We start from the raw sequence: 16,983 nt of genomic DNA on the forward strand, positions 1-16,983 counted from the left end.
CCCCGGGAGCGGGCCGTCAGGACCCGTCCGCGACCGCCTCCCGGACCTCCTCGGCGGTCGTCGGCCGCAGCTCGCCGTCGAGCAGCAGCCAGCGGGTGATCCCGAGCGACTCCAGGAACGCCACGTCGTGGCTCGCCACGACCAGCGCCCCCTCGTAGGCGTCGAGCGCCGCCGTCAGCTTCCGCACCGACGCCATGTCCAGGTTGTTGGTCGGCTCGTCCAGCATCAGCAGCTGCGGGGCCGGCTCCGCGAGGAGCAGCGCCGCGAGCGTCGCCCGGAACCGCTCCCCGCCCGAGAGGGTGCCCACGGACTGGTCGGCCCGCGCGCCCCGGAACAGGAACCGCGCGAGGCGGGCCCGGGTCGCGTTCGCCGTCGCCGCGGGCGCGAAGCGGGCCACGTTCTCCACCACGCTCAGGCCGTCGTCGAGGAGGTCGAGCCGCTGCGGCAGGAAGCGCAGCGGCACCCGGGTGTCCACCTCGCCGGCCAGTGGTTCGAGCTCCCCGGCGATCGTCCGGAGCAGCGTCGTCTTGCCGGCCCCGTTCCGCCCCACGAGGGCGATCCGCTCCGGGCCGCGCAGCTCGAACGCGCCCTCGACGCGGGCCCCGTACCGCAGCTCCAGGTCCCGCAGGTGCAGCACCTCGCGGCCCGGCGGCACCGAGGTGCGCGGCAACTCGACCCGGATCTCGTCGTCGTCCCGCACCGCCTCCACCGCCGCGTCGAGCCGCTCCCGCGCCTCCGAGAGGCGCTCGGCGTGCAGCGTGCGCTGCTTGCCGGCCGTGACCTGGGCGCTGCGCTTCTGACTGTTGGCCACCAGCTTGGAGGCCACCTTGTTCTCGAAGCTCTTCTGCCCGTACCGCTTGCGGCGCGCCAACTTGATCTGGGTGTCGGACAGTTCGCGCTTCTGCCGCTGCACGTCCGCCTCGGCGACCCGCACCATCCGCTCCGCCGCCTCCTGTTCGGCGGCGAGCGCCTCCTCGTAGTCCGACCAGGATCCGCCGTACCAGGCGACCTCGCCGTCCCGCAGGTCGGCGATCTGGTCGACCCGCTCCAGGAGTTCGCGGTCGTGGCTGACCACGACCAGGACCCCGGACCACCGCTCCACGGCCTCGTAGAGGCGCGCGCGGGCGTGCAGGTCCAGGTTGTTGGTCGGCTCGTCGAGCAGCAGGACGTCGGGCCGGGCGAGCAGCAGCGCGGCGAGCCGCAGCAGCACGGACTCGCCGCCCGAGATCTCGCCGACGGTCCGGTCCAGGCCGATGCCGCCCAGGCCGAGCTGGTCGAGGGTGGCGCGGGCCCGCTCCTCGACGTCCCAGTCGTCGGCGAGGGCGGCGAAGTGCTCCTCGGCCGGGTCGCCCGCCTCGATGGCGTGCAGGGCGGCCCGCTTCGCGTCGACGCCGAGGATCTCGTCGACCCGGCGAGAGGTGTCCAGGACCAGGTTCTGCGGCAGGTGACCGAGTTCGCCCCTGACCCGGACCGTGCCGGAGGAGGGGGTCAGCTCGCCCGCGAGCAGCTTGAGGAGCGTGGACTTGCCGGAGCCGTTGAGCCCGACGAGCCCGGTGCGGCCGGGACCGACCGCGAGCCGGAAGTCGTCGAAGACCTCGGTGCCGTCCGGCCAGGAGAAGGAGAGCGAGGAACAGGTGAGGAAAGTGGGGTGATGCGCCATGAAGGCCTCCGGTTGCGCGAGCGCGGGCGTGAAGAGATGCAACGCGTGGAGACACCGGGGCGCGGGCTGTGGGAAGACGGCTCGTACGCCGAGGTCGAGAACGGCACACGCGGCACAGGGGGCACGCGCGGCGCGGTGTCTCGCAACCTCAGACGAGCAACGTCCTTCTCCGATCGGGTGACGACAAGGTCGATGCCGACGATACGAGCCCGACCGGAAGGGCGGCAAACGATTTAAGAGCGGGGCCTTACGGGGGCGAGGGCTACGGGCGCTCGCGGAGCAGCTCCGTCAGGTCCTGGTCCCAGTTCAGGTACTGGTGCTCGCGCCCCTCCGGCACCAGGTGCTGCGAGCGCTCCAGGAAGCGGCGCAGCTCCGAGGTCCGGACGTGGACCATGGCCACGCCCTCCGGGGCGTGGAACTCGACCACGGTCCGGTCGTACCCGTACGGGCGCAGCCGTACGTCCCCGACCCCGGCCGGGCGCTCGACCCCCTGGACGAGCAGCTCGCGCGCGAAGGCCCAGGAGACCTCGACGCCCTCCAGGGTCGCGGGAGGGGGGAAGGCCATGCTGACGGCGTACGGATCCTCACGGTCGTAGCGCAGGGTGGCGGGGACGGTCTCCATCCGGGGAGCGGATGCGACCAGACGGGCCTGGACGGCCTGCTCGATGACGGCGGACAAGACCGGCTCCTCTCGCGCGGGTTTCGGATCCTGTGCGTCTCCCCGACAGCGGGGCTCCTGACACCCGGGAAGACGGGAGAGACGGCCGGAACGTGCACTCCGGACCCACGTGAGCTGTGTCACCGGGCCCGCCGGGAGCGGTGTCCGGGCAGGCCGGAGCCGTTCCGGCCCCTCCCAACTCTGGCCGGAAAACTCTCGGGGAAGCTCTCAGGAAAGCTCTCCGGCCGACGCGGCGCAGGGGCCCGAGAGGTCGCAGTACGGCGGGGATCCGGAGGCCCCGCAGCCGCACAGCACCACCCGCGTCTCGCGCCGGTCCCCGTGCGGACCGCTCACGAGGAGGTCCCCGCGCAGCACGAGCCGGCCGGAGGGGGTGCGGCGCACGGTGGTGGGGGAGTCGGGCGGCTCGGCCGCGTCCTCGGCGGGGAGGTCCGGGGACTCGGCGGCGGCCTCCGGCCGATGGTGGTACTGGAGCGCCCCGGAGGGGCAGCGGCGGACGACCTCCGCGACCCGGTCGGGCGCGGCGGCGTCGGGCAGGATCCAGGGGCGCCGGGAGGTGTCGAAGACCTCGGGCAGGCCGTGGACGCACTCGGCCGCGTGCAGACAGCGGCGCGGCTCGAACGTGACGGTGATGCCCTCGCCCTCGTACTCCCTGGGCCTCGGCTGCTCCTCGGGCGCACGCCCGTCCGTGCGGTCGCTCATGCCGACCAGCCTAGGAAGGCCGGGCCGGGGACGCACCCTGGACGGCGGGCGGGCGGGGGTACTAGCTTCCGGCGCCATGACGTCCATGGGGAAGACGAGACGAATGATGTCGGCGGGACTGGTCGGGGCGGCGCTCGCGCTGACCCTGGCCGCTCCGGCGCGGGCCGGGGAGACCCCCACGGCCGCGACGCCCGACGCACGGTCCGCGCCGACGGCCGAAACGCGGTCCGCGTCGGCGGCTCACGCACGGTCCGCGCCGGCGGCCGAAACACGGTCCGCGCCGACGGCCGACCGGCGCCACGCGCCCGCGCTGGGCTGGCGCCTCACGCCGACCGGTACCGACGCGCGCTTCCGGGGGCTCGCGGCGGTCGACCGCCGCACCGCCTGGGCCGCGGGCTCCAAGGGCACGGTGCTGCGCACCACCGACGGGGGCCGGAACTGGCGGAACGTCTCACCGTCCGGCGCGGAGGGGCTGGAGTTCCGCGACGTGGAGGCCTTCGACGCCCGCCGGGCCGTCATCCTCGCCATCGGGGAGGGCGAGGCCTCGCGGGTGCTGCGCACCGAGGACGGCGGCGCCACCTGGACCGAGTCGTTCCGCAACACCGACCCGCGCGCCTTCTACGACTGCATGACCTTCTTCGACCACCGCAACGGCCTCGCCATGAGCGACCCGGTCGACGGGAAGTACCGCATCCTCTCCACCCGCGACGGCGGCCGGTCCTGGCGGGTCCTGCCGAACGCGGGAATGCCGGACGCGCTCCCCGGCGAGGCGGGCTTCGCGGCGAGCGGCCAGTGCCTGGTGTCGGCCGGACCCCGGGACGTGTGGCTCGCGACGGGCGGCGCGGCCACGGCGCGCGTGCTGCACTCCGCCGACCGGGGCCTGACCTGGACGGCCACGGCCTCGCCCATCCCGGCCGGGGACCCGGCCCGGGGCGTCTTCGGGCTCGCCTTCCGCGACCGCGCGCACGGCATCGCGGTCGGCGGCGACTACCGCAAGGACCAGCCGTCCCCGCGGGCCGCCGCCGTCACCTCCGACGCGGGCCGCACCTGGCGCGCCTCGGCCGCGCCGCCGCCCGCCTACCGCTCGGGCGTCGCCTGGCTCCCGTACGGCAGGACGTCCGCGCTCGCCGTCGGCCCCACCGGCACGGACCTGACCACCGACGGCGGCCGGACCTGGCGCACGGTCGACACCGGCTCGTACGACACCGTCGACTGCACCCCGGACGGCTCCTGCTGGGCCTCCGGCGAACAGGGCCGCGTCGCGCGCCTGGGGCCGCTCCGCCAGGACTAGGGGTGTCACACATGCCCGCGGCGTCGTGACGCACGCCCCGGGCCGTGTCCGACGGGTCGCCCGCCCCGCCCCCTGGCGGATCGTTTCGGTCGTTGTGGGGCGGGGCGGGCGATGGCACTGCCACCGCCGGGTGACCGACGGGATCCCGTTCCGGCGACGGACCGGCCTTTCGGTTCGGAGTGGGGCTCAGTCCCCGTGTGTCTCGTCCCACTGGGCGCGGGCGAGGTCCGAATTCGTCCGGACCAGCTGCCAGTCGTCCTCGATCATGAAGAGCGAGTAGCGGCCGGTCGCGTCCAGGGCCTCGAAGACCTGGTGCGCGAAGGCGTCCGTGTCCGTCTGATTGGCGGTGATCCGGGCCGGGTGGGAGTGGTCCGGCTCGTCCTTGTCCGGGATCACCGGAACCCGAACGGTCAACCAGCGGTCCCCGTCACCCCAGGTGAAGGACGGGCCGAAGCCGGTGCCGTTGTCGGTGAACCCGATCCCGAAAGCCGTTTCGAGCTCTTCCCACAGGGCCTGCGCGAGGGCGGCGCCGGGGGCCTCCTGCTCCCGGAATCCGGCGTGGATGTTGTATTCGCTCATGATCGTCCTCGACGCACGTGGTGGGTCCGGCCGCAGCCGCAGTCCTCGCCGGGGGTCGGATCATCCCGCCCCGCGCCGGGAAGAACGAGCCGGTGATCCGACAGCCACATGATCCGCCGGACGCTGCCTTAGGAGGGCAGCCGTTCCCGGTACGCGGCGATCCCGTCGACCGTCTTGGTCGCGTAGAACTCCGTGATCCGGTACGCGCACACGCCCTCGGCGCTGAACGGGTCGGCCGCCGCGATCCTCTCGATCTCCGCGCGGTCGACCCCGGCGGCCAGGATCACCCCGCCGTCCCGCGGGTTCTTCCGGCCGGACGCGAGGAACACGCCGGCGGCGTACTGCGCGTCGAGCCACTCGACGTGCGCGTCGAGCAGCGCGTCCACCCGCTCGACGGGGGCGGTGTAGGTCAATTCCAGTACGAACATGATCGCCAGGCTACCGGCGCCGTGGAACCGGCCGTGCGTCCGTCCCGGCCCTCGGGACGGCGCCCGGCCGGCCGTAGGGTGGCCCGCATCATGACGATCATCGAGATTCCGGCGGGCTGGCCCGCCGACGAGACCGCCGCCCTCGCCGTCCAGCGGGAGCTGAGGGGGCGGCTCGTGCGGGACGAGGAGGGCCCCGAGGTCGGCGAGGGGCACGTCACGGGGCTCGACGTGGCCTACGACGACGAGCGGGACCTCGTCGCCGCCGCGGCCGTGGTGCTCGACGCGCGGACCCTGGAGGTCGTGGAGGAGGCGACGGCGGTCGGCCGGGTCTCGTTCCCGTACGTCCCCGGGCTCCTCGCCTTCCGGGAGATCCCGACCCTGCTCGCCGCGCTCGACGCCCTGACCGCCGACCCGGGCCTCCTGGTCTGCGACGGCTACGGCCTCGCCCACCCCCGCCGCTTCGGGCTCGCCAGCCACCTCGGCGTGCTCACCGGACGGCCGTCCGTCGGGGTCGCCAAGAAGCCCTTCACCTTCGCGTACGAACAGCCGGGGCCCGCGCGCGGCGACGCGTCCCCGCTGCTCGCCGACGGGGAGGAGGTGGGCAGGGCCGTGCGCACCCGGGCCGGGGTCAAGCCGGTCTTCGTCTCCGTCGGCCACCGGATCTCCCTCGCCGGCGCCTGCGCCCACACCCTCCACCTCACCCCGCGCTACCGCGTCCCGGAGACCACCCGCCGCGCCGACTCCCTCTGCCGCCGCGCCCTCGCGGAGGCGCTCGGGGAGCACCCGGGCCCCTCCGGGACGCCCGGTGCCTTCTGAGTACGCGTACGGGTACCGGATCCCCGGACCGCCCGGCAGGGTGAGGGCCATGACAACTCCCCCTGCCGCTCCGCCGCGTTCCGTCCCGCGCGGCCCGAGTCCGATCCCCGCCGCCACCGGGGGCCGCGCATGATCGGGCGGCTGCGGTGCGTCGTCCTCGACTGCCCCGACGCGAACGAACTGGCCCTCTTCTACCAGCGGTTGATCGGCGGCGAGGTCGACGAGCCCGACCCCCGGTGGACCGTCGGCGAGGGCTGCGTCGTGCTGCGCGGCGACGGCGGCCCGGTCCTCGCCTTCCAGAGCGTCCCGGGCCACCAGCCGCCCGCCTGGGGCGCGCCCGAGCAGCAGTTCCACTTCGACGTGCGGGTCGACGACCTGGCCGCCGCCGACGAGGCCGTCCTCGCGCTCGGAGCCGTACCGCTCGACGACGGGGGAGGCGACCCGGCCCGGTGCGTCTACGCGGACCCGGCCGGACACCCCTTCCGGCTCGTACGGCTCTGAGGCCCGCCCGGTCCCGGGGCCGTATGACCCCCTCGACTCCCCACGGCCTCCGAGTCCGTACGGCCCGGTGGCCCCGGGAGCGGACGCGCGCTATCCCCGGTGCGCCACCCGGAAGCGGATGCCCGCCTCCCGCAGGCGGGCGGTGAGGGCGTCGCCCATCGCGACCGCCGTGGTCACCTGTCCGGCGGTCTTCGGCAGCGGGTCGAAGGCGAGGCAGAGGGCCGACTCGGCGAGCATCTTGGCCGTCTCGTCGTACCCCGGGTCGCCGCCCGACACCTCGGTGAAGACCCGCCGGCCGCCGCCCTCGCCCACGAACCGCACGGAGAACCAGCTCCGGGAGCGCCGCTCGGCCGACGGGCCCTCCCCGGCGCTGTAACGCTCCATCAGCCGGCTCCGTACGGCCGGGAGCTGGGCCGCCGCCACGCCCGCGCCGACGGCCGCGGCGCCGCCGAGCGCCATCGGGAGCGTCTTCACGGAGGCGTAGTGCCGGTAGCGGAAGTCCGGCCCGTACCGGTCGAGGGCCGCCGCCGAGCGGGCCACGACCTGTGGGTCGAGCGTCGGCAGCGGCAGCGCCCACGTGCCCGTCTCCCGGCTGAAGCGGGGGCCGCCGAGCGGCGCGCGCGACCGGCGGCCCACGAGCCGGGGCTCGTGCAGGCGCCGTTCGCGCGCGGCCCGCAGGATCTCCCGGCCCCGGCCGAGCGCGGTGAGCGCGGAGGCGAAGGTGCCGCCCGAGAACGCCGCCCCGGCCCGGACGAAACCGTCCACCCGCAGCGGCACGCCCTCCGGCAGCTGCCCCACGGTGAAGTGCACGCCCAGATCGTGGGGGATCGAGTCGAAGCCGCAGGCGTGCACGATCCGGGCGCCGGTCTCCCGGGCGCGCGCGTCGTGCCGCACGTACATCAGGTCCACGAACTCGGCCTCGCCCGTCAGGTCCAGGTAGTCCGTGCCGGCCTCCGCGCAGGCGGCGACGAGCTCCTCGCCGTACCAGACGTAGGGCCCGACCGTGGTCGCCACCACCCTTGCGGATCCGGCCAGTTCGCGCAGCGAGGCCGGGTCGGCGGAGTCCGCCACGACCAGCGGGAGGTCCGCCAGGTGCGGCCGGCCCGAGGCCAGCCGGTCCCGCAGCGCCTCCAGCCTGCCGAGGTTGCGTCCCGCGAGCGCCCAGCGGCACCCGGCGGGGGCGTGCTCGGCCAGATACTCCGCGGTGAGCTCGCCCACGAACCCGGTGGCCCCGAAGAGGACCACGTCGTACGGCCTGTTCCCGCGCTCCGGGTCCGCCCCGGCCCCGTTCCCCACGCCCGCCCCTGTGTCCATGCAGCCCCTCGCTTCGGCCGGACCGCGCCGCCGTGCGCGGTCGTCGTCGGCGGAGGATAGCGGAAGCCCCGCACCGGCCCCTCCGCCCGCCCGTCCGGAAGCCGCCTCCCGACACCGCCTCCCGGCGCCCTCTCCCGACGCCCCCTTCCGGCGCCTCCTCCCACCCTCTCCGAATTTTCCAAGCGCTTGCTCGGCCGGGGGGGGCTTGTGCCGAGTGGAACACGTTCCTAGCATCTCTGGTGTTACATCATTGGTGTCACACACTCCCGGGGGTTCGATGAGCACGACGCACACCACCCGCAACGGCCCCCTCACCGGGGTGCGCGTGGTGGAACTGGCCGGCATCGGCCCCGGCCCCTTCGCCGCCATGCTGCTCGCCGACCTCGGCGCGGACGTCGTGCGGGTCGACCGGCCCGGCGGTCCCGGCCTCGGCATCGACCCGGCCCGCGACCTCACCAACCGCAACAAGCGCTCGGTCCTCGTCGACCTCAAGGCCGCGGACGGCCCCGCGACCGTCCTCGACCTGGTCGGGCGCGCGGACGTGCTGATCGAGGGCTACCGGCCCGGCGTGGCCGAGCGCCTCGGCGTCGGCCCGGACGCCTGCCTCGCCCGCAACCCGCGCCTGGTCTACGGCCGGATGACCGGCTGGGGCCAGGACGGGCCGCTCGCCCCGACCGCCGGGCACGACATCGGCTACATCGCGATCACCGGCGCCCTCGGCATGATCGGCCCGGACCCGGAGGGCCCGCCGGCCATCCCCGCCAACCTGCTCGGCGACTACGCCGGCGGCTCGCTCTACCTGGTCATCGGCGTCCTCGCCGCCCTCCAGCACGCCCGCGCCCACGGCGAGGGCCAGGTCGTGGACGCCGCGATCGTCGACGGCACCGCCCACCTCACCACCATGATCCGGGGCATGCTGGCCGCCGGGAGCTGGCAGGACCGGCGCGGCACCAACCTCCTCGACGGCGGCTGCCCCTTCTACGGCGTCTACGCGACCTCCGACGGCGGCCACATGGCGGTCGGCGCCCTGGAGGAGCAGTTCTACGCCGAGTTCGTCCGCCTCCTCGGGATCGGCGACGAGGCCGCCGCCGGCCGCTACGACCTCGCCCGCTGGCCCGATCTGCGCGAGGCCGTCGCCAAGGCGTTCCTGAGCCGCACCCGGCAGGAGTGGACCGAGGTCTTCGACGGCTCCGACGCCTGCGTGGCCCCCGTCCTCTCCCTGGACGAGGCCCCGTCCCACCCGCACCTGGCCGCCCGCGGCACCTTCGCCGAGCACGGCGGGCAGGTCCAGCCGGCCCCCGCACCCCGCTTCTCCGTCACCCCCGGCACCCTGCGCACGGGCCCCGCCCTGCCCGGTGCCGACACCGCCGAGGTCGCCCGCGACTGGGCCGTACCCTCCCTGCACACCCAGGAGACTTCCGCATGAAGCGCCGTATCTACACCGAGGACCACGAAGCCTTCCGGGCGGTCGTGCGCACCTTCCTGGAGAAGGAGGTGCTGCCCCACTACGAGCAGTGGGAGAAGGACGGCATCGTCTCCCGCGAGGCCTGGCTCGCCGCCGGACGGCAGGGCCTGCTCGGCATCGCCGTCGACGAGGAGTACGGGGGCGGCGGCAACCCCGACTTCCGCTACGGCGCCGTCCTGGCCGAGGAGTTCACCCGGGCCGGCACCCCCGGCCTCGCCCTCGGCCTGCACAACGACATCATCGGCCCGTACCTCACCTCCCTCGCCACCGACGAGCAGAAGCGGCGCTGGCTGCCCGGCTTCTGCTCCGGCGAGACCATCACCGCCATCGCCATGACCGAGCCGGGCGCGGGCTCCGACCTCCAGGGCATCCGCACCACCGCCGAGGACCGCGGCGACCACTGGATCCTCAACGGCTCCAAGACCTTCATCTCCAACGGCATCCTGGCCGACCTGGTCGTCGTCGTCGCCCGCACCACCCCCGACGGCGGCGCCCACGGCCTCTCCCTGCTCGTCGTGGAGCGCGGCGCGGAGGGCTTCGAGCGCGGCCGCAACCTCGACAAGATCGGCCAGAAGTCCCAGGACACCGCCGAGCTGTTCTTCCACGACGTCCGCGTCCCCAAGGAGAACCTGCTCGGCGAGCTCAACGGCGCCTTCATCCACCTGATGACCAACCTCGCCCAGGAGCGGATGGCCATCGCCGTCGCCGGCATCGCCGCCGCCGAACACCTCCTGGAGATCACCACCACCTACGTCAAGGAGCGCGAGGCCTTCGGCCGCCCGCTCTCCCGGCTCCAGCACATCCGCTTCGAGATCGCGGAGATGGCCACCGAGTGCGCCGTCACCCGGGCCTTCCTGGACCGCTGCATCGAGGAGCACGCGAACGGCGCGCTCGACGCCGTGGACGCCTCGATGGCCAAGTGGTGGGCGACCGAGCTCCAGAAGAAGGTCGCCGACCGCTGCCTGCAACTGCACGGCGGGTACGGCTACATGACTGAATTCCCGGTCGCCAGGGCCTACACCGACGGCCGCATCCAGACCATCTACGGCGGCACCACCGAGATCATGAAGGAGATCATCGGCCGTTCCCTCCTCGGCTGACCTCCACCCCCGCGCCACCCCTCCCACCCTCATCGCGAAAGGCCTCCCGTGAGCACCGAAGCGTACGTGTACGACGCGATCCGCACCCCGCGCGGTCGTGGCAAGGCCACCGGCTCCCTGCACGGCACCAAGCCGATCGACCTGGTCGTCGGCCTGATCAAGGAGATCCAGAGCCGCAACCCCGGCCTCGACCCGGCCGCCATCGACGACATCGTCCTCGGCGTCGTCGGCCCGGTCGGCGACCAGGGCTCCGACATCGCCCGCGTCTCCGCCATCGCCGCCGGCCTCCCCGACACCGTCGCCGGCGTCCAGGAGAACCGCTTCTGCGCCTCCGGCCTCGAAGCGGTCAACATGGCCGCCATGAAGGTCCGCTCCGGCTGGGAGGACCTCGTCCTGGCCGGCGGCGTGGAGTCCATGTCCCGCGTGCCGATGGGCTCCGACGGCGGCGCCTGGTTCGCCGACCCGATGACCAACCTGGAGACCAACTTCGTCCCCCAGGGCATCGGCGCCGACCTCATCGCCACCATCGAGGGCTTCTCCCGGCGCGACGTCGACGAGTACGCGGCCCTCTCCCAGGAGCGCGCCGCCGAGGCCTGGAAGGACGGCCGGTTCGCCCGCTCCGTCGTCCCCGTCAAGGACCGCGCGGGCCTCACCGTCCTCGACCACGACGAGTTCCTGCGCCCCGGCACCACCGCCGACTCCCTGGCGAAGCTGAAGCCGTCCTTCGCGGACATCGGCGAGCTGGGCGGCTTCGACGCGGTGGCGCTCCAGAAGTACCACTGGATCGAGGAGATCGACCACGTCCACCACGCGGGCAACTCCTCCGGCATCGTCGACGGTGCCGCCCTCGTCGCCGTCGGCTCCAAGGAGGTCGGCGAGCGGTACGGCCTGACGCCCCGCGCCCGGATCGTCTCGGTGGCCGTCTCCGGCTCCGAGCCGACCATCATGCTCACCGGCCCGGCCCCGGCCGCCCGCAAGGCCCTGGCCAAGGCCGGTCTGACCATGGACGACATCGACCTGGTCGAGATCAACGAGGCCTTCGCCGCCGTCGTCCTGCGCTTCGTCAAGGACATGGGCATCTCGCTGGACAAGGTCAACGTCAACGGCGGCGCCATCGCGCTCGGCCACCCGCTCGGCGCCACCGGCGCGATGATCCTCGGCACCCTCGTGGACGAGCTGGAGCGCCAGGACAAGCGCTACGGCATGGCCACCCTGTGCGTCGGCGGCGGCATGGGCATCGCCACCGTCGTCGAGCGCGTCTGACCGTCCCGTCCGAACCCCTTCTTACGGAGAAGCATCAGTCATGAGCGAGAGCACCACCATCCGCTGGGAGCAGGACGAGACCGGGATCGTCACCCTCGTCCTGGACGACCCGAACCAGTCCGCCAACACCATGAACCAGGCCTTCCGGGCCTCGATCATCGCCATCGCCGACCGCGTGGAGGCCGAGAAGGACTCCATCCGGGGCATCGTCTACACCTCCGCGAAGAAGACCTTCTTCGCCGGCGGCGACCTCAAGGACATGATCCAGGCGGGCCCCGAGCACGCCCAGGACATCTTCGAGGGCGCCCTGGAGATGAAGAAGGCGCTGCGCCGCATCGAGACGATCGGCAAGCCGGTCGTGGCCGCGATCAACGGCGCCGCGCTCGGCGGCGGCTACGAGATCGCCCTCGCCTCCCACCACCGGATCGCCCTCGACGCCTCCGGCTCCAAGATCGGCCTGCCCGAGGTCACCCTCGGCCTGCTGCCGGGCGGCGGCGGCGTCACCCGCACCGTGCGTCTGATGGGCATCACCGACGCCCTCCTCAAGGTGCTGCTCCAGGGCACCCAGTACAACCCCAGGCGGGCCCTGGACAACGGCCTGGTGCACGAGCTGGCCGCCACCCCCGAGGAGATGCTCGCGAAGGCCGTCGCCTTCATCGACACCCACCCCGAGTCGCACCAGCCCTGGGACCTGCCCGGCCACAAGATCCCCGGCGGCACCCCCTCGCACCCGAAGTTCGCCGCCAACCTGCCGGCCTTCCCGGCCAACCTGCGCAAGCAGCTCAACGGCGCCCCCTACCCGGCGCCCGCCGCCATCATGGCCGCCGCCGTCGAGGGCTCCCAGGTCGACTTCGAGACCGCCTCCGTCATCGAGTCCCGCTACTTCACCGAGCTGGTCACCGGCCAGACGGCGAAGAACATGATCCAGGCGTTCTTCTTCGACCTCCAGGCCGTCAACTCCGGCGCCAGCCGCCCCAAGGGCGTCGAGCCCCGCCAGGTCCGCAAGGTCGCCGTCCTCGGCGCCGGCATGATGGGCGCCGGCATCGCCTACTCCTGCGCCCGCGCCGGCATCGAGGTCGTCCTCAAGGACGTCTCCGCCGAGTCCGCCGCCAAGGGCAAGGCGTACTCCGAGAAGCTGTGCGCCAAGGCCGTCTCGCGCGGCCGCACCACCCAGGAGAAGGCCGACGCCCTCCTCGCCCGCATCACCCCCACCGCCGAGGCCGCCGACCTCGCGGGCTGCGACGCGGTCATCGAGGCCGTCTTCGAGGACACCGCCCTCAAGCACAAGGTGTTCCAGGAGATCCAGTCCGTCGTGGAGCCCGACGCGCTGCTCTGCTCCAACACCTCCACCCTGCCGATCACCGTCCTCGCCGAGGGCGTGGAGCGCCAGGACGACTTCATCGGCCTGCACTTCTTCTCGCCCGTCGACAAGATGCCGCTCGTGGAGATCATCAAGGGCGGCCGGACCAGTGACGAGACCCTGGCCCGCGCCTTCGACCTGGTCCGCCAGATCAACAAGACCCCGATCGTGGTCAACGACTCGCGCGGCTTCTTCACCTCGCGGGTGATCGGCCAGTTCCTCAACGAGGGCGTCGCCATGGTCGGCGAGGGCATCGAGCCCGCCTCGATCGAGCAGGCGGCGGCGCAGGCCGGCTACCCGGCCAAGATCCTCTCCCTGATGGACGAGCTGACCCTGACCCTGCCGCGCAAGATCCGCAACGAGACCAAGCGGGCGATCGAGGAGGCCGGCGGCGTCTGGGCCACCCACCCGGGCGAGGCCGTGATCGACCGCATGGTCGACGAGTTCGAGCGCCCCGGCCGCAGCGGCGGCGCCGGCTTCTACGAGTACGACGAGAACGGCAAGCGGGGCAAGCTCTGGACCGGCCTGCGCGAGCACTTCACCGAGCCGGGGTACGAGATCCCCTTCCGCGACATGCAGGAGCGGATGCTGTTCTCGGAGGCCATCGACACCGTCCGCCTCCTGGAGGAGGGCGTCCTGACCTCGGTCGCCGACGCCAACATCGGCTCCATCCTGGGCATCGGCTTCCCGGCCTGGAGCGGCGGCATCCTCCAGTACGTCAACGGCTACGAGGGCGGCGTCGCCGGCTTCGTCGCCCGCGCCCGCGAGCTGGCGGAGACGTACGGCGAGCGCTTCACCCCGCCGGCCCTCCTGGTGGAGAAGGCCGAGCGGGGCGAGGTCTTCACCGACGCCTGACCGGTGGCCCCGGAGCCCGTGAGCGACCTCACGGGCTCCGGAACGCCGTCCTCAGCTCCTCGCTCAGCGAGCGCTGGAAGGCCGTGACGAGGGCCTGGATCACCATCGGCTGCATGTGGGCCGAGAGCGACCTCATCGCTCTCAGGTGGTCCGGGTCCTCGCCGCTCTCCCGGTACGGGTTCCACACCTGCTCCTGGAAGAGCCGGGCGAGCTCCTCGGCGGCGGCCCGCGCGTGCTCCAGGAGCACGGTCCGGGAGGCGAGGATCGTCTCGTGCTCGATGGGCACGTCCAGCATCTCCACGCCGAGCCGCAGCAGCGAGCCGTCGAGCCGGTACGTGTCGGCGTCGTCGGTCCGCTCCAGGACCCCCATCGCGGCGAGCCGGTCGACGTCCCGCTCGGTCAGCGCCCGCCCGGCCCGCCGCTCCAGCTCGCGCCGGGTGGTCGACTCGGCGGACTCGGGCGCCCAGGAGGCCACCAGGGCCCGGTGGACCGCCAGGTCACGGGCGCTGAGGTCGGGCGGCAGCTGCTCCAGGTACCGTTCGATCGCGGCGAGCGTCATGCCCTGCCGCTGGAGCTCCTCGATGAGCGCGAGCCGGGAGAGGTGCTCCGGCCCGTAGTGCCCCACCCGCCGGGCCCCGATGACGGGCGGCGGCAGGAGCCCCCGGGTCCCGTAGAACCGCACGGTCCGCACCGTCACCCCGGCCCGCGCGGCCAGCTCGTCGACGGTGTAGCTCGGTCCGCGCTCCACGTCGCTCTCGACGTCCATCCGAGCCGCCTCGTTTCCCCAGCCGTCGGCCCGCGTGTCCGGACCGCTTGAACAGTATTGCTGTCTCACCAGCTGTGTAAAAGACCGGCGCGATTGTCAGTGGTCGCCCGTAGCGTGATCGTCATGAACGGGAGTGCGAACGGGATCACGTACGTCCGGGGGGACGCGACCTCCCCGCACGGCAAGGGCGTCAAGATCGTCGCCCATGTCTGCAACGACCTGGGCGGCTGGGGGAAGGGCTTCGTCCTGGCCCTCTCGCGCCGCTGGCCCGAGCCGGAGGCGGCCTACCGGCGGTGGCACCGGGAGCGGGCGGGGAACGACTTCGGCCTGGGCGCGGCCCAGTTCGTCCGGGTCGAGCCGTACGTCTGGGTGGCCAACCTGGTGGGGCAGCGGGGGACGCGCACGGCGCGGAGCACCGGCGTCCCCGTGCGGTACGAGGCGATCGGCACGGCCCTCGGGGCGCTGGCCGACAGGGCCGCCGCGCTGGGGGCGTCCGTGCACATGCCCCGGATCGGCTGCGGGCTCGCGGGCGGCTCCTGGGACCGGGTCGAGCCGCTGGTCCTCCGGCGGCTCGTGGACCGGGGGATACCGGTCACGGTGTACGACTTCGGCGCGTAAGGGGCGCGGGGCCGGGGTGGCGGTGCGGGGACCGGGCGCGGGGGTTAGAGTCGGCCGCTGTCGCAGCGGGGGACAGGGGAGCAGGGGGGAATCGATGTACGCGGAACTCAGGGACACGGCCGGGGAATTGGCCGGGATCCTGTGGCGTGAGCACACCGTCTACCGCGAGCGGGGCGGCGGGGTGGTGATCCGGGGCGAGCACGTCCGCCGCTGGATCAGCCTGGCCCCGACCGGCGGCAAGGACCGGGCGCTGCTGCGGGCCGGGCGGATCCTGGACGGGGGGACGACGGCGCCGGCGCGCACCGAGGTGGTCGTCGACCTGTCGGCCGGGACGGCGGAGCTGGCGGCGGTCTGCCGCAGCCTGCTCGCCGACGTCGCCGCGGCGGCCGAGCCGGCGCCGGTGCCGGAGCGCGGCGGAAGGGCCGGAAAGCGCGAGAGGCCGGAGCGGAAGGCTCGCGCCCCCCGCCCCGGCCGTCCCCGGAAGGAGCGGCACACGAGCGCCGGCTCCCTGTTCGTCATGGTCTGCGTCGTCGCGGTGCTCGGTGCCTGGCTCTACAGCCTCTTCGGCGGCCGGGGCTACTGAGGCGCGGCCCCGGTCCGGCCGTCAGAAGCCCGTGACCGGGTAGTGGTCGGAGAGGTTCGTGTACGTGTAGGCGGTGCCCCAGCTGCTGACCGTCCACGGGGCGCTCTTCTCCAGGACCACGTGGTTGGTCCAGCCGGCCGGTCGGGCGTTGCCCGCGCGGTAGAGGACGTAGTCGAGGTCCTCGCGCGGGTCGTCCGGGTAGCGCTCGGAGGCGATCGAGTTCAGGTCGGTGTCGAAGGAGTACGGGTGGCCGGTGCGGGCGTCGGCCCCCACCAGGCCCGCGTCGGCGAGCATGGTGCCGTACTCGGGCGTGTGCGAGTCGACGTTCATGTCACCGGCGACGATCACCTGCTCGCCCGCCGGGATCTTCTTGGCGTCGAGGAAGGCGTCGATCGCCTTGAACTGGCGGCTGCGCGTCTGGGCCGCCTCGCCCGCGGCGCAGCCCGGGTCGGTGGACTGCGCGTGGGTGCCGAGCACGTGCACCCGGCTGCCGTTCACGTCGAGCACGGCGTAGGCGAAGCCCTTGTTCGACCACCAGTCGGCGCCGCACGCGTCCTTGTAGACGTACTGCTCCTTGCGGACGATCGGCCACTTGCTGAGGATCGTCACGCCGCCGTCCTCGGGCGTGGTCGCCGAGTAGGACCCGCCGGTGGCGTCCCACCCGCTCTTGCTCCGGCCCACGACCGGGGTCTGGTGCGGGTACTGCCCGGCCGCGTTCGCCTTCAGCGCGTCGGAGGCGGAGTTGTCGAAGGCCTCCTGGAGGACGACGACGTCCTGCCCCTGGAAGAAGGGGGCGGCGGGGATCGCCTTCGCCCGGTGGTCCTGCCCCCAGTTCGGGTAGAGCGACTTCGAGAAAATGAACGCGTTGTACGTGAGCACCTTCAGCCGGGGGGCCTCGGTGGTCGCGGCGGACGCGGCCGGGGCCGTCGCCGTCAGGGCGGCGGCGGCGAGGGCGAGGGAAAGAGCGGCGCCGGGGGCGCGGCGAAGCGCGGCGAACGACACGTGA

General features: G+C 73.6%; 17 protein-coding genes. 9 read left to right on the top strand and 8 right to left on the bottom strand.

Annotation, left to right across the window (positions count from 1 at the left end):
- Positions 1 to 16: 16 nt before the first annotated feature.
- The 3 genes from AB0398_RS11700 to AB0398_RS11710 all read right to left on the bottom strand — a co-directional run bounded on the left by AB0398_RS11700 (position 17) and on the right by AB0398_RS11710 (position 3,038).
- Positions 17 to 1,660: an ATP-binding cassette domain-containing protein gene (locus AB0398_RS11700; RefSeq protein ID WP_366374027.1), complete on the bottom strand. Its 1,644-nt coding sequence runs from the start codon at positions 1,658 to 1,660 to the stop codon at positions 17 to 19.
- A 262-nt stretch (positions 1,661 to 1,922) separates the two neighbouring features.
- Positions 1,923 to 2,339: an SsgA family sporulation/cell division regulator gene (locus tag AB0398_RS11705; RefSeq protein ID WP_366374029.1), complete on the bottom strand. Its 417-nt coding sequence runs from the start codon at positions 2,337 to 2,339 to the stop codon at positions 1,923 to 1,925.
- A 207-nt stretch (positions 2,340 to 2,546) separates the two neighbouring features.
- Complete coding sequence (locus AB0398_RS11710; RefSeq protein WP_366374030.1) at positions 2,547 to 3,038, bottom strand: (4Fe-4S)-binding protein; 492 nt, start codon at positions 3,036 to 3,038, stop codon at positions 2,547 to 2,549.
- A 106-nt stretch (positions 3,039 to 3,144) separates the two neighbouring features.
- On the opposite strand from AB0398_RS11710, the gene AB0398_RS11715 reads away from it, so the two are divergent.
- On the top strand, positions 3,145 to 4,329 hold the full coding sequence (locus AB0398_RS11715) for an oxidoreductase (RefSeq protein WP_366374518.1): 1,185 nt from the start codon (positions 3,145 to 3,147) through the stop codon (positions 4,327 to 4,329).
- Between the two features lie 186 nt (positions 4,330 to 4,515).
- Here the strand turns inward: AB0398_RS11715 and AB0398_RS11720 are convergent, their stop codons facing one another.
- Positions 4,516 to 4,908, bottom strand: coding sequence for a hypothetical protein (locus AB0398_RS11720; protein ID WP_366374032.1), 393 nt, complete (start codon positions 4,906 to 4,908; stop codon positions 4,516 to 4,518).
- 128 nt (positions 4,909 to 5,036) lie between these two features.
- Complete coding sequence (locus tag AB0398_RS11725) at positions 5,037 to 5,336, bottom strand: YciI family protein (RefSeq protein ID WP_030215684.1); 300 nt, start codon at positions 5,334 to 5,336, stop codon at positions 5,037 to 5,039.
- Positions 5,337 to 5,426: 90 nt separating this feature from the next.
- Between AB0398_RS11725 and AB0398_RS11730 the strand changes: the two genes are divergently transcribed.
- Positions 5,427 to 6,152, top strand: a complete 726-nt coding sequence (locus tag AB0398_RS11730; RefSeq protein ID WP_366374034.1) for an endonuclease V — start codon at positions 5,427 to 5,429, stop codon at positions 6,150 to 6,152.
- 129 nt (positions 6,153 to 6,281) lie between these two features.
- Positions 6,282 to 6,653 carry a VOC family protein gene (locus tag AB0398_RS11735; RefSeq protein WP_366374036.1) on the top strand — a complete coding sequence of 124 codons (372 nt, stop codon included), beginning with the start codon at positions 6,282 to 6,284 and terminating at the stop codon, positions 6,651 to 6,653.
- Positions 6,654 to 6,743: 90 nt separating this feature from the next.
- Here AB0398_RS11735 and AB0398_RS11740 read toward each other — a convergent pair whose 3' ends face one another.
- Positions 6,744 to 7,967, bottom strand: coding sequence for a saccharopine dehydrogenase NADP-binding domain-containing protein (locus AB0398_RS11740; RefSeq protein ID WP_366374037.1), 1,224 nt, complete (start codon positions 7,965 to 7,967; stop codon positions 6,744 to 6,746).
- Positions 7,968 to 8,244: 277 nt separating this feature from the next.
- Here AB0398_RS11740 and AB0398_RS11745 point away from each other — a divergent pair, with 277 nt between their 5' ends.
- From AB0398_RS11745 to AB0398_RS11760, 4 genes are read left to right on the top strand one after another with little or no spacing between them, the layout of a single operon-like run.
- Positions 8,245 to 9,393 carry a CaiB/BaiF CoA-transferase family protein gene (locus tag AB0398_RS11745; protein WP_366374039.1) on the top strand — a complete coding sequence of 383 codons (1,149 nt, stop codon included), beginning with the start codon at positions 8,245 to 8,247 and terminating at the stop codon, positions 9,391 to 9,393.
- Positions 9,390 to 10,532 (top strand): acyl-CoA dehydrogenase family protein, encoded by a 1,143-nt coding sequence (locus AB0398_RS11750; protein WP_365540332.1) that lies wholly within the window; start codon positions 9,390 to 9,392, stop codon positions 10,530 to 10,532. The genes AB0398_RS11745 and AB0398_RS11750 overlap by 4 nt, the downstream gene beginning before the upstream one ends.
- Before the next feature lie 48 nt (positions 10,533 to 10,580).
- A complete protein-coding gene (locus tag AB0398_RS11755; RefSeq protein WP_366374041.1) occupies positions 10,581 to 11,795 on the top strand; it encodes an acetyl-CoA C-acetyltransferase in 1,215 nt (404 codons plus the stop codon).
- Between the two features lie 40 nt (positions 11,796 to 11,835).
- On the top strand, positions 11,836 to 14,010 hold the full coding sequence (locus AB0398_RS11760; protein WP_366374043.1) for a 3-hydroxyacyl-CoA dehydrogenase NAD-binding domain-containing protein: 2,175 nt from the start codon (positions 11,836 to 11,838) through the stop codon (positions 14,008 to 14,010).
- A 28-nt stretch (positions 14,011 to 14,038) separates the two neighbouring features.
- Here AB0398_RS11760 and AB0398_RS11765 read toward each other — a convergent pair whose 3' ends face one another.
- Positions 14,039 to 14,776: a MerR family transcriptional regulator gene (locus AB0398_RS11765; protein WP_366374045.1), complete on the bottom strand. Its 738-nt coding sequence runs from the start codon at positions 14,774 to 14,776 to the stop codon at positions 14,039 to 14,041.
- A gap of 123 nt (positions 14,777 to 14,899) precedes the next feature.
- Between AB0398_RS11765 and AB0398_RS11770 the strand changes: the two genes are divergently transcribed.
- Positions 14,900 to 15,394, top strand: a complete 495-nt coding sequence (locus tag AB0398_RS11770; protein ID WP_366374046.1) for a macro domain-containing protein — start codon at positions 14,900 to 14,902, stop codon at positions 15,392 to 15,394.
- A 94-nt stretch (positions 15,395 to 15,488) separates the two neighbouring features.
- Entirely contained in the window at positions 15,489 to 15,977 is a 489-nt protein-coding gene (locus AB0398_RS11775; RefSeq protein WP_366374048.1) for a hypothetical protein, read from the top strand.
- Positions 15,978 to 15,998: 21 nt separating this feature from the next.
- Here the strand turns inward: AB0398_RS11775 and sph are convergent, their stop codons facing one another.
- Positions 15,999 to 16,979: a sphingomyelin phosphodiesterase gene (sph, locus tag AB0398_RS11780; RefSeq protein ID WP_366374050.1), complete on the bottom strand. Its 981-nt coding sequence runs from the start codon at positions 16,977 to 16,979 to the stop codon at positions 15,999 to 16,001.
- Between the last annotated feature and the right edge of the window lie 4 nt (positions 16,980 to 16,983).

Origin of the sequence: Streptomyces sp. NPDC086147 (assembly GCF_040702165.1) — a bacterium.
In the GTDB taxonomy this organism is placed as follows: domain Bacteria; phylum Actinomycetota; class Actinomycetes; order Streptomycetales; family Streptomycetaceae; genus Streptomyces.

What these genes read in the sequence shown, in the direction of transcription:
- AB0398_RS11700 (WP_366374027.1), bottom strand. Translation starts at nt 1,660, where the DNA reads ATGGCGCATCACCCCACTTTCCTCACCTGTTCCTCGCTCTCCTTCTCC.
- AB0398_RS11710 (WP_366374030.1), bottom strand. Translation starts at nt 3,038, where the DNA reads ATGAGCGACCGCACGGACGGGCGTGCGCCCGAGGAGCAGCCGAGGCCC.
- AB0398_RS11715 (WP_366374518.1), top strand. Translation starts at nt 3,145, where the DNA reads ATGTCGGCGGGACTGGTCGGGGCGGCGCTCGCGCTGACCCTGGCCGCT.
- AB0398_RS11720 (WP_366374032.1), bottom strand. Translation starts at nt 4,908, where the DNA reads ATGAGCGAATACAACATCCACGCCGGATTCCGGGAGCAGGAGGCCCCC.
- AB0398_RS11725 (WP_030215684.1), bottom strand. Translation starts at nt 5,336, where the DNA reads ATGTTCGTACTGGAATTGACCTACACCGCCCCCGTCGAGCGGGTGGAC.
- AB0398_RS11730 (WP_366374034.1), top strand. Translation starts at nt 5,427, where the DNA reads ATGACGATCATCGAGATTCCGGCGGGCTGGCCCGCCGACGAGACCGCC.
- AB0398_RS11735 (WP_366374036.1), top strand. Translation starts at nt 6,282, where the DNA reads ATGATCGGGCGGCTGCGGTGCGTCGTCCTCGACTGCCCCGACGCGAAC.
- AB0398_RS11740 (WP_366374037.1), bottom strand. Translation starts at nt 7,967, where the DNA reads ATGGACACAGGGGCGGGCGTGGGGAACGGGGCCGGGGCGGACCCGGAG.
- AB0398_RS11745 (WP_366374039.1), top strand. Translation starts at nt 8,245, where the DNA reads ATGAGCACGACGCACACCACCCGCAACGGCCCCCTCACCGGGGTGCGC.
- AB0398_RS11750 (WP_365540332.1), top strand. Translation starts at nt 9,390, where the DNA reads ATGAAGCGCCGTATCTACACCGAGGACCACGAAGCCTTCCGGGCGGTC.
- AB0398_RS11760 (WP_366374043.1), top strand. Translation starts at nt 11,836, where the DNA reads ATGAGCGAGAGCACCACCATCCGCTGGGAGCAGGACGAGACCGGGATC.
- AB0398_RS11765 (WP_366374045.1), bottom strand. Translation starts at nt 14,776, where the DNA reads ATGGACGTCGAGAGCGACGTGGAGCGCGGACCGAGCTACACCGTCGAC.
- AB0398_RS11770 (WP_366374046.1), top strand. Translation starts at nt 14,900, where the DNA reads ATGAACGGGAGTGCGAACGGGATCACGTACGTCCGGGGGGACGCGACC.
- AB0398_RS11775 (WP_366374048.1), top strand. Translation starts at nt 15,489, where the DNA reads ATGTACGCGGAACTCAGGGACACGGCCGGGGAATTGGCCGGGATCCTG.